The following is a 15246-nucleotide window of genomic DNA, read 5'->3' as shown; positions in this document are numbered from 1 at the left end:
CTAATGCGAGTTGTCCATGCCTCTCAGCGCGCTGTGATCGACGACGCCCTTGTAGCCAAACCATCCGCCTTCGTTAAACCAAGCGCCACCAGGTCTTTGCGGATGTATGTCGGATCGCATTTCGGTCCCGTCATGCTCGGTCCAAATCCAGAGTCCGCCGGGAAGCGAGCGCAGGCTTTGCCATCTGCGTTCTTTGCGTCGCTTTTCGCGCCATCGCAACACAGCCAAAACGACGATGAACCCAGAGAAAACGGATATCAAAACACTGGTCATTTCACTCAACACTCGCAATTCGTAAGGCAGGATATGAGTGACTATAACACCATCTTTGTTGGGAATGGCAAAAATGCCAACGCGGTCAATGCAGGCATGGATGCGATCCAATTCACCGACCCAGAAGCGTTAGACGTTGATCTCAAGCAGCGGGGTTTGCTCTGATGTCAGTCGCCACCGCCATCACCCCCTCCATCGGAGCCTCCATCGTACCCGTCGCCGCCCGGCTCGCTGTACCAGTCTCCGCCTTTACGGTCCGGATGTGTCGACGAACTTCGCGAAGATCCGTCAAAGTCGGTCCAAAACCATGTGCCTGTGCTGTCTTGATGAAGGCTGGCCCGGCGTTTTTTGCGCTGTCTGGATTTGCGGATCGACAACCCGGCCCAGATCAAGCCGATAGCGACAACGACAAGAACACCCAACCCGCTTTCCATCCAAACACCCTCACTCAGAAAAGGACCATTTCATGAGTGACTATAACTTCGCCTATCTCGATGAACAGACCAAACGGATGATCCGCCGTGCCATTCTCAAAGGTGTGGCCATCCCCGGTTATCAGGTGCCTTTTGCAAGCCGCGAAATGCCGATGCCCTATGGCTGGGGCACCGGTGGTGTACAGGTCACCGCCGCCTGTCTGACCCCAGAAGATCAGCTCAAGGTCATTGACCAAGGCGCCGATGACACCACCAATGCGGTGTCGATCCGCAAGTTCTTTGAGCGCACCGCGCAAATCGCCACGACCGAAGCAACCGCCAAGGCATCGGTGATCCAAACCCGGCACCGCATCCCCGAAGAACCGCTGCGCGAGGATCAGATCCTTGTCTATCAAGTGCCAATCCCCGAACCACTGCGGTTCCTTGAACCGCGCGAGACCGAGACCCGCAAGATGCACAGTCTCGAAGAATACGGGCTCATGCATGTGAAGCTCTATGAAGACATCGCGCGCCACGGTCAGATTGCCACCGCCTATGCCTATCCCGTCAAGGTCGAGGATCGCTATGTGATGGACCCATCGCCGATCCCGAAATTTGACAATCCCAAACTGGAATCCGCCGCGATCCAACTGTTTGGTGCCGGGCGCGAACAGCGCATCTATGCCATTCCGCCCTACACCAAAGTCGTCAGTCTCGACTTTGACGATTACCCGTTTGAAGCCAGCAAAGCCGACGCGGTGTGTGACCTGTGCGGGGCCGAGCATAGCTACCTGGACGAGGTGATCACCGATGACGCCGGCAACCGGATGTTTGTTTGCTCGGACACCGATTTTTGCACCACCCGACAGGCAGACGGCCATCGGGGCCGCTTATCCCCAACGGAGGACGCCGCATGACACCGCTTTTGTCTGTGCGCGATTTGCGCAAAAACTATGGCAACCGGATTGGCTGCACCGATGTGAACTTTGATCTCTTTCCCGGCGAAGTCCTTGGCATCGTGGGCGAATCCGGATCAGGAAAATCGACATTGCTCAACAGCGTGGCGGGCCATCTCGACCCTGATGGGGGTGAAGTGCTCTTTGACACGCGCACCGATGGCCCCCGCGATACCCGCAAGATGAGCGAACCGGAACGCCGGATGCTATCGCGCACCGACTGGGCCTTTGTGCATCAAAACCCGCGCGACGGGCTGCGCATGTCGGTCTCGGCGGGGGGCAATGTTGGCGAACGTCTGATGGCCGTCGGCGCACGCCATTACGGTGATATTCGCGAGCAGGCCATTGATTGGATTGGCCGGGTTGAGATCGCCGCCGACCGTGTCGATGATCGCCCCTCGGCCTTTTCCGGCGGCATGCAGCAACGCTTGCAGATCGCCCGCAATCTCGTCACGGCTCCGCGTCTGGTGTTTATGGACGAACCCACCGGCGGGCTTGATGTGTCGGTTCAGGCGCGTCTGCTTGATCTGTTGCGCAACCTTGTGCGCGAAATGGGTCTGTCGGCGATTATCGTCACCCATGACCTCGCCGTTGTGCGGCTTTTGGCTGATCGCTTGATGGTGATGAAATCGGGCCATGTGGTGGAAACCGGCCTGACCGATCAGGTGCTTGATGATCCGCAACATGCCTATACCCAACTTCTCGTGTCCTCGATCCTGCAGGTGTAACCCATGATCCACGTTGAAAATGTGACCAAGACCTTCACGCTCCACAATCAGGGCGGTGCGGAAATTCGCGTCATGCAAGGCGCAAACCTGTCCGTTGCTCCGGGCGAATGCGTGGCGCTGACCGGCAATTCAGGGGCGGGGAAATCAACGCTGATGCGGATGATCTATGGCAACTATCTTGCCGCCTCCGGGGCCATTGTTGTTGATGGGCTCGACATTGTTCAGGCCCAGCCGCGAGAAATTCTGACGTTGCGCCGCCAGACCCTTGGCTATGTGAGCCAGTTCCTGCGCGTTGTGCCCCGCGTGCCGACGCTTGATGTGGTGGCCGAACCGCTGTTGGCCATCGGAACCGAGCGCGCCGTCGCCCATGAGCGCGCCCGCGATTTGCTAACCCGGCTCAACATTCCGCAAACCCTGTGGTCGCTCTCGCCCACGACGTTTTCGGGCGGCGAACAACAGCGGGTGAACATCGCCCGTGGCTTTGCCCATACCTATCCGGCGATGCTGTTGGATGAACCGACCGCAAGCCTCGATGCCACCAATCGCGCCACGGTTCTGAGCCTGATCGAAGAGGCCAAATCGCGCGGGGCGGCTATTATCGGCATTTTCCACGATCACGAGGCCCGCGACCGGGTCGCAGATCGCGAAATTGACGTCTCTGCATTTACGCCGGGCATGGCGGCATGACGGGGGCATTATTCGCGGTTGTCGGCCCTTCGGGCGCTGGCAAAGACACCCTGATGGAGGCCGTCCAACGTGCGCGGCCCGACGTCACTTTGGTGCGCCGCGTGATCACCCGCCCCTCGGCTGCGGGTGGCGAAAATTTTGAGGGTGTCACCCCAGCCGAATTCGCTCAACGTCTGGCTCAAAAGGCCTTTGCCCTGCATTGGCAGGCGCATGGCCTGTCCTATGGTATCCCTGCCAGCATCACAGCGGATGTGGCACAGGGGAACACCGTTTTGTTCAACGGATCGCGCACCATGCTGAGCGAAGCCGCCCAAATTCACCCCGGTCTGCGCGTCTTGCATATCACCGCCAGCGATGCGGTTCTTGGGGCGCGCCTTCGGGGGCGTGGCCGCGAAACCGACACCGACATCACCCGCCGGCTAGAGCGCGCCCGCCTGCCCCTTCCCGTTGGTTTGGATGTCACGGTTATCGACAACTCCACCACAATTGCGGCGGCAACGGCCCAGATGTTGCAGGCCCTTGATCGGCCAAACCTTGGTAAAAAAACGGCTTGCGAGCCGCAGACTGTCAAACTTCTGTGACACTTGCCATGTCACAAGAGCAGGCTTGATAAAGAAAGACATAAGATGACTGATGTGATCCTCGCCAATGCAAATGTCGTCCTCGAAAATGAGGTCGTCCGGGCCAGTGTGGAAATCCGCGACGGCCATATCACCGATATTGCCCAAGGCACAAATGTGCCCGCCGGTGCCATTGACCTTGGCGGCGACACGCTGATCCCTGGCTTGATCGAATTGCATACAGACAATCTCGAACGCCACATTCAACCGCGTCCCAAAGTGGACTGGCCCCATGCGGCTGCGATCCTCGCCCATGATGGCGAATTGGCCTCGGTCGGTGTGACGACTGTGTTTGACGCCATGCGTGTTGGCTCGATCCCCGAAGGCAAAGGATCGTATAAGAAATATGCCCGCAATCTGGCTTCTGAGCTTTGGGCTCTGCGCGAAGCCGGTGCTCTGCGGATCAACCACTATCTGCATTTGCGCGCCGAGGTGTGTTCGCAAACTCTGGTCGAGGAAATGGCCGAATTTGGCCCTCAGGATCGTGTCGGCATTGTCAGCCTGATGGACCACACCCCCGGTCAGCGCCAGTTTCGAGATTTGTCCAAGCTCAAGCAATATATCCAAAACAAGCACAATATGACGGATGCGGATTTCGACAATCACGTCACCAAGCTCAAATCCCTGCGCGACACCCATGGTGACAAACACGAAATCGCCGCCGTGGCCGAGGCCGCGCGTTATGGTGCTGTGCTCGCAAGCCATGATGACACCACCGCCGACCATGTGTCGGTCAGCGCGGCGCATGGTATCAAACTGGCGGAATTTCCCACAACGGTTGAGGCGGCCAAGGCGTGTCACGCGCATGGCATCAAGGTGATGATGGGGGCTCCAAACCTGATCCGGGGTGGCTCTCACTCGGGCAATGTGGCGGCGCATGAATTGGCGGAATTGGGGTATCTCGACATCATTTCATCCGATTACGTGCCGTCTGCGCTGATGACGTCTGCGTTCTTGCTCGCAGATCTCTGGGATGATCTGCCCGGCGCGATTGCCACTGTCACCGCGACACCGGCCCAAGCCGTCGGCCTCCTTGATCGCGGGCGTATCGCTATCGGCTTGCATGCCGATTTGGTGCGGATCACCCGTGTACAAGGCACGCCGGTCGTGCGCGGCGTGTGGTGTCACGGCCGTCAGGTTGGTTAGGCCAAAGGCCCCAGAAACACGTCGCGCAGGGCCTTGATTTCATCGGCAAGGTGGTCAACCAAAACCCGCACCCGCGTGGTGCGCCGCAGGTCTGAATGCAGCAACAGCCAGATCGAGCGATCTAAATACGGTTTTGTCCCCGGCATTGGCACCAATCCCGGAATCCAATCCCGGCTCGAATATGGCAGGTAACTCATCCCGACGCCCGCGGCCACCAATTGGCCGATCATCGTTGGCGATTGCACCCGATAGCGCAGCTTGGCCTTGGGAAAGGGACTGGCTTTGACCCAAGCCGGGGCCGGATCGGGTTCGCCCCATCCGATCCACTGCAAGCCTTCACCGCCTGGCCCGGCATCCTCCCAATGGCGGTCCAGATAATCCTGACTGGCGAAAATCCCGCCAGCGTATTGCAGCACTTTGCGCCCAACCACATCGTCATCAATCTGATGTGCAACCCGGATCGACACATCGGTCTCTGAGCGGTTGATGTTTTCAAAACGGTTGGTCACGGCGATGCGCAGCTCAATCTCGGGGTATTTTCGCTCAAAATCCGCCAGAATGCGCGCAAACCGGGATGGCACAAACCCCGCTGGCATCGACAGGCGCACCGACCCGCGCGGCTCATCATCAAGCCCCTGTACCCGGCGTCGGGCATTGGTCACGGCGTTGTCGGCCTCTTGTGCCAAGGGCAAAAGCACTTCCCCCGCCGCAGTCAACTGCAACCCAGCCTTTGAGCGATTGAACAGCCGCACGCCATAGTCGTCTTCAAGCGCGCGCAGATTGCGATCGACCGTGGCGTGGGTCGCTCCGATGTGCTCGGCCGCGGCCCGCAGGCTTCCGGTTTGTGCCACCGCCAAAAAATAAGGGAGCCTGGCCCAATCCATCGCTCTCTCTCCTTTGATCGTTCCTGATGAGCTTATCTCATCGCTGCGCCAAGAGGTGTATCATATTTTGACCACGGTGTCGCGAACTTGGCCATATGTCCTAAAAATTGAAACGCTATCTTGCCCTCTATCAACAGGAGGACACCGCAATGAACCGACGAGATTTCCTAGCAACCACCGTGGGTTTGGCCAGCATTGGCCTGCCGCGGATCACAGTTGCGGCTGGCAGTGCCGACTTTCCCTTCACCATGAAAACCCAACAGATCATGGGCCAGACCATGGCCTATGTCGATGAAGGCGCGGGTGACCCGGTGGTGTTTTTTCATGGCAACCCGACGTCGAGCTATCTGTGGCGCAACATCATTCCCGCCGTGACCGGCACCCACCGCGCCATCGCCGCCGACATGATTGGCATGGGGCAAAGTGGCAAACCCGATCTGGCCTATACCTATGCCGATCACGCCGCCTATTTGCATGGGTTGCTTGACGCGCTTGACCTGCAAAATGCGACGCTGGTGTTGCATGATTGGGGCGGGGCGCTTGGCTTTGACTGGGCGATGAAAAACCCGGATCGGGTCAAGGCGATTTCCTATATGGAAACCATCGCGCCACCTGCCATGCCCTTTGCGAACTACGAAGCCATGGGCCCGTTTGGCGATCTGTTCAAGGCATGGCGCACGCCGGGCGTTGGCGAAAAGATGATCCTTGAGGACAATATGTTCGTCAATGAAATCCTCGCCAAGTTTGGTGTCAAAACCCCGCTGACGCCCGATGTCATCGCCCATTACAACAGCTATTACCCAGATGCCAAATCGCGGGCCCCGCTGTTGGAATGGCCACGTCAGGTGCCGATTGGTGGCCTGCCCGAACAGACCACCGCGCTCACCCATGAGATTGCGAAATTCCTCACCACCAGCGATCTGCCCAAGCTTTTGTTCCACGTCACGCCCGGTGTCCTTGCGCCCCCCGAGGTTGTGGCTTGGATGCAGGAAAACGTGCCGAACCTGAGCACCATTGATTTGGGCGAAGGCGCGCATTTCATCCAGGAAGACTACCCCACCGAGATCGGCCAAGGCTTGGCTGACTGGCTCGCAACTCTTTGAAAGGACAAATGATATGCCACATGTGACGGTTACCCGCGTTATCAAAGCCCCGCTCGCCGATGTCTGGGCAAGCTGGGACGATTACGCCAATATTTATCGCTTTAATCCCAACCTCACCAAATCCTACCTGATTGGGGAGAATGGCGAAACGGGGCTGGGTGCAACGCGCCAATGTGATATGGTGGATGGTAAAAATTACATCCGCGAACGCATTGTTGAACACAGGCCGCAACAGCGCCTTGTGGTCGATATCTACGATGGCTCATTGCCGCTCAAACAGGCGCAGGCCGAGGTGTCGCTGCGCGCCGTGAGCCAGACCGAAACTGAGATCAGTTTTACCATGCGTTTCACACCCAAAATGGGCCTTCTGGGTCGTCTGATGGTGCCGCTGATGAAGCCTCAGTTCCGAAAATCCATCGTGAGCTTGATGGATGGCAATCAGGCATATGTTGAACGCGGGGAGCTGGTGAATGCCGCCTGACCTGCTGCGTGAGTCATGGCCAGAGACAACTCTGGCCACCGGCCCTGTTCACACTCAAAAGGTGCCGCACCGTCGTATGACATAGAAAACCCGGCCCCTGCCTGCCCCTGCCCGTCGTCTGCCTGTTTCGCCGGGTGATTGCCGGGGGATTTGCGCTCTTACTCTGGGTGATGACGTGGATGTGATCACAGTTCCTGACACTGCATGGCACTATCCTCCCCCATATCCCTTTGAAGTGCAGGTGGCGGGCTATATCGCTGTTTACGCCGACCAAGTGACTGTAAAGGATGCGCCCCTATGAATGTGCAAAACACCGTTTCATCCCCCCAAGACTCATTCGCCGACATCGCGCTGCTGTTTGATCGCACCCGTAGCCGCACCACAAAACTGGTGGCCCCGCTGACGGCCGAAGACATGATGTTGCAATCCATGCAAGACGCGAGTCCGGCGAAATGGCATTTGGCCCATACCACTTGGTTCTTCGAAGAATTCATCCTGCGCAAATATGTGCCGGGGTATCAATCGCCCGATGATCGCTTTGCGGTTTTGTTCAATTCCTACTACGTTCAGGCCGGGCCTCGTCACGCGCGTGACAAGCGTGGGTTGATCTCGCGCCCTGATCTAGAGGCCGTGCGTTCCTATCGTCTTCATGTCGAAGAGGCGCTGCGGGCGCTGTTGGCCGAGGGTCGGAACGACACGCCTGACATTGCCGCGCTGATCGAACTGGGCTGTCATCATGAAATGCAGCACCAAGAGCTTCTGGTCACTGATCTGCTGCACGGGCTAAGTTATAATCCGCTGCTCCCGGCCTATCTAGATCCGGTTGTGCCCCCTCGCCGCACTCCGGTCGATCTCGCCTTTACCCGTCATGATGGCGGGCTGGTTGAGATTGGCCATGACGGCATCGGGTTTCACTATGATTGCGAAGGGCCGCGCCACAAAACCTATGTTGCGCCGTATCAGCTCGCCAATCGTCCGGTCACCAACCGCGAATGGATCGCCTTCATGCAAGACGGTGGCTATGGCCGCGCGCCGCTGTGGTTGATGGAAGGGCATGCCCGCGCCCAAGCCGAAAACTGGGACCACCCGCTGTATTGGTGGCAACAAGATGACGAATGGTGGAGCTTTACCCTGCGTGGTGCTCAGGCTGTCGATCTGGATGCCCCCGTGGTTCACGTGAGCTATTATGAGGCCGACGCCTTTGCCCGTTGGGCCGGTGCGCGGCTTCCGACTGAGGCGGAAATCGAGCTGGCGGGGCGCGATGCGCCCATTGCTGGCAACTTTCTGGATGACGGCCATCTGCTTCCTTTGCCCGGTGCCGGGTTGTGGGGGGATGTCTGGAATTGGACGCAATCGGCCTTTTCTGCCTATCCCGGTTTTCAGCCGGCAGCCGGAGCGATCGGCGAATATAACGGCAAATTCATGGTCAACCAGTTTGTCTTGCGCGGCGGCTCTTGTGCCACGCCCATCGAACAGATGCGCCCGAGCTACCGCACGTTTTTCTACCCGCATCAACGCTGGCAAATGCTCGGCCTGCGCCTTGCCAAAGACGTATGAACCCAAAACGCCTGAGACATAACGTGTCACTCAGAGGATTTTAGACATGGATAAACCTGTCATCACCAATTACGCCTTGGCGCAGTCCGCCATTGAAACCCTGTCGCGTCCACAAAAGACGCTCGAGGCCAAGTGGTTCTACGATCAACGCGGCAGTGAGCTGTTTGAGCAGATCACGCAGTTGCCGGAATATTACCCAACCCGCACCGAAATCGCGATCCTTGAGCGGCATGCTACGCGCATCGCGCGCCATGTTCCCGATGGCGGTGTGTTGTTGGAGCTTGGCAGCGGGGCCAGTGTCAAAACCCGGCTCTTGCTGGATGCTCTGCCTCGGCTCGGGGCCTATGCGCCGCTCGATATTTCCGCTGACTTTCTGTTGGAAACAGCCGCGCAGCTTCAAGGTGCCTATCCCGGTCTGACCATCACCCCGGTTGTCGGCGACTTTATGGCCCCCCTGCCCGATCCCTCCGACCTGCGCGGCCTGCCCAAAACGGTGTTTTTTCCCGGGTCGACCATCGGCAATCTCACCCCGGACGAGGCCGTTGCCTTGCTCAGGCGTATTCGCTCTTTGCCGGATGTGACGGCACTGATCCTCGGGGCGGATCTGATCAAAGAAGCCTCCCGCTTGATCGACGCCTATGACGACGCCCAGGGTGTCACTGCGGCCTTTAACCTCAACCTGCTGCAACGGATCAACCAAGAAACCGGGGCGGATTTTGATCTTGGGGCCTTTCGCCACCAAGCACGCTGGGATGATAGCCGCGCGTGTATCGAAATGCATCTGGTCAGCACCAAGGCCCAGACCGTCACCATCGCCCAGCCCATCGGCGTGCAGGTCTTTCACTTTGAAGAAGGGGAAAGCATTCACACCGAAAACAGCCACAAATACAGCCGCACCCATCTGACCCGCATGGCAGAGCTGAGCGGCTGGAAACTGTCGGATGACATCACCGACCCGGCCAATGATTTCTCGGTGTGCATCCTGACCCCAGGGGCCCCGGATTGACTCAGAACAGGGGCCAACTCGGCGCGCTCCTGTCGTCACGCCCCGTACAAGTCACGTACGGGCCACGTACGGGCCAGAAACAGGCCAAACATAGGTGGAAAAACGGAAATTTTCACCCGGCGGGCGATTTCAGGTTATGCAAAGCCCGAACAGAGCAGGCCGCCAAGGCCCGCTCTGCGCGTCCGTTGAGATCAGTTGATCGGCGACAACAAGTTGGGATTGGTCACCAGGTTACGCACGCCATGTGCGTGGTTTTCACCAAACGGGTTGTCCTTTAGCCACGCGCCCACAGACGCGATATCCAACTTGGCCACACCGGGGCGCACGCTCCAGGTCACCTGAAAGGGCGATCCTTTTTCATTGTAACCGGGGCCGGTGGTCGAGCCTCTGTACACAATCGGTTGCCCCAAATCTGTCGGCAGGTTGGGAACCTGATTCAAGCCGTCAATCTTTTCAATATTGGCCATCTCGGTGAAATCGGCCCCGCCTTCAGAGACAAGCACCGCCACAACCGTCTCAACGCGCAATTGCGGATTGCCGATGGCATCGCTCAGACAGGTGCCAAGACCATTGCCCAAGGTCGCCTGCGCGGTCGAATGCACAAAATGAATCTCGATGGTATCGCCGGGCACAAGGTCGCCGTGCTCGCTCGTGCCAACGGCCATATCAATTGGCGCGCTCTCTTTGTCCGACAACGTGCCATTATACTTAAAGCCAGTGCCATAGCCCTGACCGTCACCATTGCCGGCAAAGGTGGTAAAGTCACCGCCCTTGTGTTCGGCGTTCTCATGAAAGTGAATGTCGCACAACATCATGTCGCTTACAGCGGGCGCCGATCCAAAATCACGCTGGTTCGCGCCATCACGCGCATCAATGTCGCGGGGCGATTGCGGACCATAGCCCTTGCCTTCAGTCGCGGCGGCCAATGTGGCACGTTGCGCGGCGATGACATCATCCGAAACGGCCTGACCATCGGTTGCAGCAAAGGCAACAGAGCCAAGCATCGTGATCGCAAGGCCAACCGGCAAAATAGTTTTATGCATATCGTTTCCCGTAAAGATAAGTATTAAGGATATGTTAATAGCGAGCATATTTTTGATTGCAGATCAACAGGGGCCATTTGGTTTTTGATATTATTGACAGCCAATCGGGGCGATTCATCAGTCCGCCGCCCCCCAATAGCAAGCGCTGCCCAACGGGCCAGAAACAGCACCGTCATTAAAAGTATTGATTTTAAAAAGGTGTTTTCTTTCAGAGTGATAATGGCTTGAAGCCGCGCGGCATAAAACGTCCGTTGGGACGTGTCGGCCCCGCCAAACTATGGGGCAGATCTGAGGGGGAACGCCCCACATGTCGCAAAGGCCCAGCCCGCGCCGCGCCCCAGAGTTAGCGCGCGAAGTTTCTCATCCAAACACTCTCGATGACCGAAACCCCTTGTCACAAGTGGGGTTTCGGTCTTGGCGATACGGCGCTCGGCCGGTGAGATTTGATCTCAGCCCGCCTGCTGTCAGCGGCCCAAAACTGCTGTCACCGCCCGCTCCGTGGCCGCAACAACTTGATCGGCCTCGTCACGGCTGAGGCAGAACGGCGGGGCAAAGCCCAGGATGTCACCCTGTGGCATGGCCCGTGCAATCACGCTGTCTTGTTCCAACATTTTCGCAGCAATCTGCGGCCCGATCTTATCCGCCGCATCAAAAAATGCATTCCCATCGCGGTCTTTCATAAACTCAACCGCACAGAGCATCCCTTCGCCGCGAATGTCGCCCACATTCGGGTGATCCCCCAGCGCGTCTTTCATCGCACTGTTCAGATAGGCCCCAACCGATCCGGCATTTTCAACAAGGTTCAGCTTGTCGATCAATGTCAAATTGGCAACCCCAGCCGCCGCGCCGATCGGATGCGCGCTATAGGTCCAGCCATGGCCAATCGGGCCGTTTTCATCGGTGCCTTGCTCAAGCACTTTCCAAACCTTATCCGACACAATTGACCCGGACAAAGGCGCATAGGCCGAGGTCAAGCCCTTGGCGATGGTGATAATATCCGCTTCGATCCCATAATGATCTGATCCAAACATTGTCCCCAAACGGCCGAACCCGGTCACCACCTCATCGGCGATCAGCAAAATGTCGTGTTTCTTCAGCACCGCTTGGATGGCGGGCCAATACCCGGCGGGCGGTGGCACAATACCCCCTGTGCCCAGCACAGGTTCGCCGATGAAGGCGGCAATTTTGTCGGCCCCTTCGCGGGCAATCAGCTCTTCCAGACTGGCAACGCATTGCGCGACAAAGGCGGCTTCGCTTTGGCCCTGATCGGTGCGGCGGAAATAATAGGGCGCATCAGTGTGGATCACCTGATCCACCGGCAGATCGAACTTTTTGTGAAACAGCTCAAGCCCGGTCAGCGATCCAGTCACCAGCCCAGACCCATGATAGCCACGCCAGCGCGAAATGATTTTCTTCTTCTCAGGACGGCCAAGGATGTTGTTATAATACCAGATCAATTTGACGTTGGTCTCGTTCGCATCTGATCCGCCAAGGCCAAAATACACCTTGGACATGTTCCTCGGCGCGCGGTCCAAAATCATCTTGGATAGGGTGATCGACGCTTCGGTGCCATGGCCGACATAGGAATGATAATAGGCCAATTCCTGTGCTTGGGCCGCGATGGCTTCGGCGATTTCGGGCCGGCCATAGCCGACATTGACGCAATACAGCCCGGCAAAGGCATCCAGAAACCGGTTGCCGTCGCGGTCTTCAATATGCACTCCGCTGGCGGTTTTGATGATCCGCGAAGGGCTTTCTCCGCGCGCATGTTGGGCAAGATGCGTCGATGGGTGAAAGAAATTGTCGCGGTCCCAGCTGTCCAATTGGTCGTTTTTTAGCATCTTGGCATCCTGTTTTAGCACCTGTGATTCCCTTATTGTACACAACACAATGTGAATCACTTGATTTTCACGCGATAATGGGCACAAATTTACCCAGCAAGGCAATTCAATTTCTGTGTTGTACACATCTCAGCTTCGTTTCCGCGAAAGGAAAACCCGTTGTCCAAGCCCAATGCCGCCTTTTCCCGTGCCGAATATGATCGCCGCATCGCGCTGACCCGTGCCGCCATGCAAGCCGCGGGCCTTGACCTGTTGTTTGTCACTGACCCGTCAAACCAAGCATGGCTAACCGGTTATGATGGCTGGTCTTTTTATGTGCACCAGGGGGTCTTGCTTGGTCTCGAAGGTGAGCCGATCTGGTGGGGTCGTCACATGGATAGCATTGGTGCCGGGCGCACCTGCTGGATCAGTCCCGACAATATCCACGGCTATGCCGACAATTACGTGCAATCGACAGAACGCCATCCGATGCAGGATTTGGCCGGGCATATCAGTGAGTTGGGGCATCACGGTGCCCGGATCGGCGTTGAGATGGAGAACTATTATTACTCCGCCAAAGCCCATGCGGTTTTGACCCACGAACTCCCCAATGCCCAGTTCAAAGACGCCACCGCTCTCGTCAATTGGCAGCGTCTGATCAAGTCCGACCCTGAGATTGAATTCATCCGCAAAGCGGCCCGCATTTCTGAAAAGGTCATGCAAGTAGCGCTTGAACGCGCCGAACCCGGTGTGCGCAAAAATGATCTGGTGGCTGATATTTATCATGCCGGGATCACTGGTGTTGATGATATCTGGGGCGATTACCCCGCGATTGTGCCGCTGACCCCATCCGGGCTTGATGCCACGGCCGCGCATTTGACCTGGGATGGCACGCCCATGCGCGCGGGTGAGGCGACGTTTTTCGAACTCTCGGGCTGCTATCGCCGCTATCACGCGCCGCTGTGCCGCACGATCTATCTTGGTACGCCGCCGCAGGAAATGCGCGATGCCGAAACCGCCCAGCTCGAAGGTATCGAGGCCGGGCTCAATGCGGCGCGGGCGGGCAATCGCACCTGTGACATCGCCAATGCCTTTATCGGCACGCTCGAAAAACACGGGATCAAGCGGGAAGGCCGGTGCGGGTATCCCATCGGTCTCAGCTACCCGCCCGATTGGGGCGAGCGTAGCGCCTCTATTCGCAGCGAAGATCAGACGGTTCTGCAACCGGGCATGGTCTTCCATTTCATGCCTGCGCTTTGGATGGATACCTGGGGTCTTGAAACCACCGAGACGATTTTGATCACCGAAAATGGTGCCGCCGAACCGCTCTGCACTATTGATCGCAAGCTGTTTGTGAAGTCGTAAATGGAGGCCCTCACCCGCACCAAGGCGATCCTGCGCGATTTGATCGCGTTCCCGACCGTGTCCAGCGACAGCAACCTCGCGATGATTGATTACATCGGCGATCTGCTGCAAAACGCCGGTGCCCGGGTCGAGATCATCAAAGCCCCCTGCGGCACCAAGGCCAACCTTTTTGCCACCCTTGGCCCTGATGTGGGGGGCGGAATCGTGCTGTCGGGGCATAGCGATGTTGTGCCGGTGGCCGATCAAGACTGGTCCTCAGACCCGTTTGATATGGTTGAGAAAAACGGAAACCTCTATGGGCGCGGCACTTGCGACATGAAGGGGTTCATTGCCGCTACGCTGGCGATGGCCCCTCAATTCGCCGCGCAAATCCAAACCCGCCCGTTGCATTTCGCCTTTACCTATGACGAGGAAATCGGCTGTTTTGGGGCGCGTCATTTGGCCGACACACTGGCCGCGCGTGACCTGTCCCCAAGCGTTGCCATCATTGGTGAACCAACCATGATGCGCATCATCGAAGGCCATAAGGGGTGCTATGAATACAGCACCCATTTTCACGGTCTCGAAGGGCATGGCTCGGCCCCTGATCTTGGGGTGAATGCGGTGGAAATTGCGGTGCAATATGTTGCTCGGCTGCTTGATCTCAAGGCGCAATTGCCCGCCAAAGCCCCCGAGACCTGCCCCTTTGATCCCCCTTGGACCACGGTCAATGTCGGCGCGTTAAATGGCGGTGTTGCGCATAACGTCATCGCCTCGCGCGCGCAGGTCGATTGGGAAATGCGGCCCGTGCAAACCTCCGACGCCGATTTTGTCAAATCCGCCCTGCGTGATCTGTGCGACACGGAGCTGTTGCCCAAAATGCGTGCGGTCTTTCCCGACGCCCGGATTGAGCTGGAAACCATCGGCGAAGTCGCCGGCCTGATCCCAACCGAAACCAACGAGGCCCGCCAGATCGTCAGCGAACTGACCGGAGGAAACAGCGCCGACCTGGTTGCCTTTAGCACAGAAGCCGGTATTTTCCAGGCGCTTGGAATGGATGTTGTGGTCTGTGGCCCCGGCTCTATTGAACAGGCGCACAAGGCCGATGAATATCTGGCAGAGGATCAATTAATCCAGTGTTTAACCATGCTTTCCCGGCTTGGGGCCCGTTTAGGCACCTAATTG

Annotated in this window: 17 protein-coding genes; 12 read left to right on the top strand and 5 right to left on the bottom strand. The window is 57.7% G+C overall.

Going from position 1 to position 15246, the window contains the following annotated elements; translation table 11 throughout:
* The gene (locus ACRBB0_RS21970) at nucleotides 1-273 is read right to left on the bottom strand and encodes a hypothetical protein (protein ID WP_431376614.1); all 273 of its coding nucleotides are present in this window, start codon (nucleotides 271-273) and stop codon (nucleotides 1-3) included.
* A gap of 33 nt (nucleotides 274-306) precedes the next feature.
* On the opposite strand from ACRBB0_RS21970, the gene ACRBB0_RS21965 reads away from it, so the two are divergent.
* Entirely contained in the window at nucleotides 307-438 is a 132-nt protein-coding gene (locus ACRBB0_RS21965; RefSeq protein ID WP_431376613.1) for a hypothetical protein, read from the top strand.
* A 2-nt stretch (nucleotides 439-440) separates the two neighbouring features.
* Here the strand turns inward: ACRBB0_RS21965 and ACRBB0_RS21960 are convergent, their stop codons facing one another.
* Nucleotides 441-707: a hypothetical protein gene (locus ACRBB0_RS21960; protein ID WP_431376612.1), complete on the bottom strand. Its 267-nt coding sequence runs from the start codon at nucleotides 705-707 to the stop codon at nucleotides 441-443.
* 32 nt (nucleotides 708-739) lie between these two features.
* On the opposite strand from ACRBB0_RS21960, the gene ACRBB0_RS21955 reads away from it, so the two are divergent.
* The 5 genes from ACRBB0_RS21955 to ACRBB0_RS21935 are packed head-to-tail and all read left to right on the top strand — an operon-like array spanning nucleotide 740 to nucleotide 4823.
* Complete coding sequence (locus ACRBB0_RS21955) at nucleotides 740-1603, top strand: alpha-D-ribose 1-methylphosphonate 5-phosphate C-P-lyase PhnJ (RefSeq protein ID WP_431376611.1); 864 nt, start codon at nucleotides 740-742, stop codon at nucleotides 1601-1603.
* Entirely contained in the window at nucleotides 1600-2370 is a 771-nt protein-coding gene (gene phnK, locus ACRBB0_RS21950) for a phosphonate C-P lyase system protein PhnK (protein WP_431376610.1), read from the top strand. The genes ACRBB0_RS21955 and phnK overlap by 4 nt, the downstream gene beginning before the upstream one ends.
* A gap of 3 nt (nucleotides 2371-2373) precedes the next feature.
* Nucleotides 2374-3057, top strand: a complete 684-nt coding sequence (gene phnL, locus ACRBB0_RS21945) for a phosphonate C-P lyase system protein PhnL (protein ID WP_431376609.1) — start codon at nucleotides 2374-2376, stop codon at nucleotides 3055-3057.
* Nucleotides 3054-3638 (top strand): phosphonate metabolism protein/1,5-bisphosphokinase (PRPP-forming) PhnN, encoded by a 585-nt coding sequence (gene phnN / locus ACRBB0_RS21940; RefSeq protein WP_431376608.1) that lies wholly within the window; start codon nucleotides 3054-3056, stop codon nucleotides 3636-3638. The genes phnL and phnN overlap by 4 nt, the downstream gene beginning before the upstream one ends.
* Nucleotides 3639-3683: 45 nt before the next feature.
* Nucleotides 3684-4823, top strand: a complete 1140-nt coding sequence (locus tag ACRBB0_RS21935) for an alpha-D-ribose 1-methylphosphonate 5-triphosphate diphosphatase (protein ID WP_431376607.1) — start codon at nucleotides 3684-3686, stop codon at nucleotides 4821-4823.
* Here the strand turns inward: ACRBB0_RS21935 and ACRBB0_RS21930 are convergent.
* Entirely contained in the window at nucleotides 4820-5707 is an 888-nt protein-coding gene (locus ACRBB0_RS21930; protein ID WP_431376606.1) for a LysR family transcriptional regulator, read from the bottom strand. The two genes, ACRBB0_RS21935 and ACRBB0_RS21930, sit on opposite strands and share 4 nt — an antisense overlap.
* Nucleotides 5708-5856: 149 nt before the next feature.
* Between ACRBB0_RS21930 and ACRBB0_RS21925 the strand changes: the two genes are divergently transcribed.
* The 4 genes from ACRBB0_RS21925 (at nucleotide 5857) to egtD (ending at nucleotide 9854) form a co-directional block, all read left to right on the top strand.
* Complete coding sequence (locus tag ACRBB0_RS21925; protein ID WP_431376605.1) at nucleotides 5857-6810, top strand: haloalkane dehalogenase; 954 nt, start codon at nucleotides 5857-5859, stop codon at nucleotides 6808-6810.
* 13 nt (nucleotides 6811-6823) lie between these two features.
* Complete coding sequence (locus ACRBB0_RS21920) at nucleotides 6824-7291, top strand: SRPBCC family protein (RefSeq protein WP_431376604.1); 468 nt, start codon at nucleotides 6824-6826, stop codon at nucleotides 7289-7291.
* Nucleotides 7292-7588: 297 nt separating this feature from the next.
* On the top strand, nucleotides 7589-8848 hold the full coding sequence (gene egtB / locus ACRBB0_RS21915) for an ergothioneine biosynthesis protein EgtB (protein ID WP_431376603.1): 1260 nt from the start codon (nucleotides 7589-7591) through the stop codon (nucleotides 8846-8848).
* Nucleotides 8849-8894: 46 nt separating this feature from the next.
* Complete coding sequence (egtD, locus tag ACRBB0_RS21910) at nucleotides 8895-9854, top strand: L-histidine N(alpha)-methyltransferase (RefSeq protein ID WP_431376602.1); 960 nt, start codon at nucleotides 8895-8897, stop codon at nucleotides 9852-9854.
* Nucleotides 9855-10045: 191 nt separating this feature from the next.
* Here the strand turns inward: egtD and ACRBB0_RS21905 are convergent, their stop codons facing one another.
* Nucleotides 10046-10897, bottom strand: coding sequence for a delta-class carbonic anhydrase (locus tag ACRBB0_RS21905; RefSeq protein ID WP_431376601.1), 852 nt, complete (start codon nucleotides 10895-10897; stop codon nucleotides 10046-10048).
* Nucleotides 10898-11361: 464 nt separating this feature from the next.
* Nucleotides 11362-12738 carry an aspartate aminotransferase family protein gene (locus ACRBB0_RS21900; protein ID WP_431376600.1) on the bottom strand — a complete coding sequence of 459 codons (1377 nt, stop codon included), beginning with the start codon at nucleotides 12736-12738 and terminating at the stop codon, nucleotides 11362-11364.
* A gap of 159 nt (nucleotides 12739-12897) precedes the next feature.
* Between ACRBB0_RS21900 and ACRBB0_RS21895 the strand changes: the two genes are divergently transcribed.
* On the top strand, nucleotides 12898-14082 hold the full coding sequence (locus ACRBB0_RS21895) for a M24 family metallopeptidase (RefSeq protein WP_431376599.1): 1185 nt from the start codon (nucleotides 12898-12900) through the stop codon (nucleotides 14080-14082).
* Nucleotides 14083-15243 carry an acetylornithine deacetylase gene (argE, locus tag ACRBB0_RS21890; protein ID WP_431376598.1) on the top strand — a complete coding sequence of 387 codons (1161 nt, stop codon included), beginning with the start codon at nucleotides 14083-14085 and terminating at the stop codon, nucleotides 15241-15243.
* Nucleotides 15244-15246 lie beyond the last annotated feature (3 nt).

The sequence above is a fragment of the Pelagimonas sp. genome (assembly GCF_050633425.1).
GTDB lineage: Bacteria > Pseudomonadota > Alphaproteobacteria > Rhodobacterales > Rhodobacteraceae > Pelagimonas.
The sequence above is the reverse complement of the archived record's forward strand: the minus strand, read 5'-3'. Positions and strand labels throughout refer to the sequence as shown.

Coding starts and splice junctions, on each gene's coding strand:
- phnN (WP_431376608.1), top strand. CDS start 3,054: ATGACGGGGGCATTATTCGCGGTTGTCGGCCCTTCGGGCGCTGGCAAA.
- ACRBB0_RS21930 (WP_431376606.1), bottom strand. CDS start 5,707: ATGGATTGGGCCAGGCTCCCTTATTTTTTGGCGGTGGCACAAACCGGA.
- ACRBB0_RS21900 (WP_431376600.1), bottom strand. CDS start 12,738: ATGCTAAAAAACGACCAATTGGACAGCTGGGACCGCGACAATTTCTTT.
- egtD (WP_431376602.1), top strand. CDS start 8,895: ATGGATAAACCTGTCATCACCAATTACGCCTTGGCGCAGTCCGCCATT.
- ACRBB0_RS21955 (WP_431376611.1), top strand. CDS start 740: ATGAGTGACTATAACTTCGCCTATCTCGATGAACAGACCAAACGGATG.
- phnL (WP_431376609.1), top strand. CDS start 2,374: ATGATCCACGTTGAAAATGTGACCAAGACCTTCACGCTCCACAATCAG.
- ACRBB0_RS21965 (WP_431376613.1), top strand. CDS start 307: ATGAGTGACTATAACACCATCTTTGTTGGGAATGGCAAAAATGCCAAC.
- egtB (WP_431376603.1), top strand. CDS start 7,589: ATGAATGTGCAAAACACCGTTTCATCCCCCCAAGACTCATTCGCCGAC.
- ACRBB0_RS21960 (WP_431376612.1), bottom strand. CDS start 707: ATGGAAAGCGGGTTGGGTGTTCTTGTCGTTGTCGCTATCGGCTTGATC.
- ACRBB0_RS21905 (WP_431376601.1), bottom strand. CDS start 10,897: ATGCATAAAACTATTTTGCCGGTTGGCCTTGCGATCACGATGCTTGGC.
- ACRBB0_RS21920 (WP_431376604.1), top strand. CDS start 6,824: ATGCCACATGTGACGGTTACCCGCGTTATCAAAGCCCCGCTCGCCGAT.
- ACRBB0_RS21925 (WP_431376605.1), top strand. CDS start 5,857: ATGAACCGACGAGATTTCCTAGCAACCACCGTGGGTTTGGCCAGCATT.
- argE (WP_431376598.1), top strand. CDS start 14,083: ATGGAGGCCCTCACCCGCACCAAGGCGATCCTGCGCGATTTGATCGCG.
- ACRBB0_RS21935 (WP_431376607.1), top strand. CDS start 3,684: ATGACTGATGTGATCCTCGCCAATGCAAATGTCGTCCTCGAAAATGAG.
- ACRBB0_RS21970 (WP_431376614.1), bottom strand. CDS start 273: ATGACCAGTGTTTTGATATCCGTTTTCTCTGGGTTCATCGTCGTTTTG.
- phnK (WP_431376610.1), top strand. CDS start 1,600: ATGACACCGCTTTTGTCTGTGCGCGATTTGCGCAAAAACTATGGCAAC.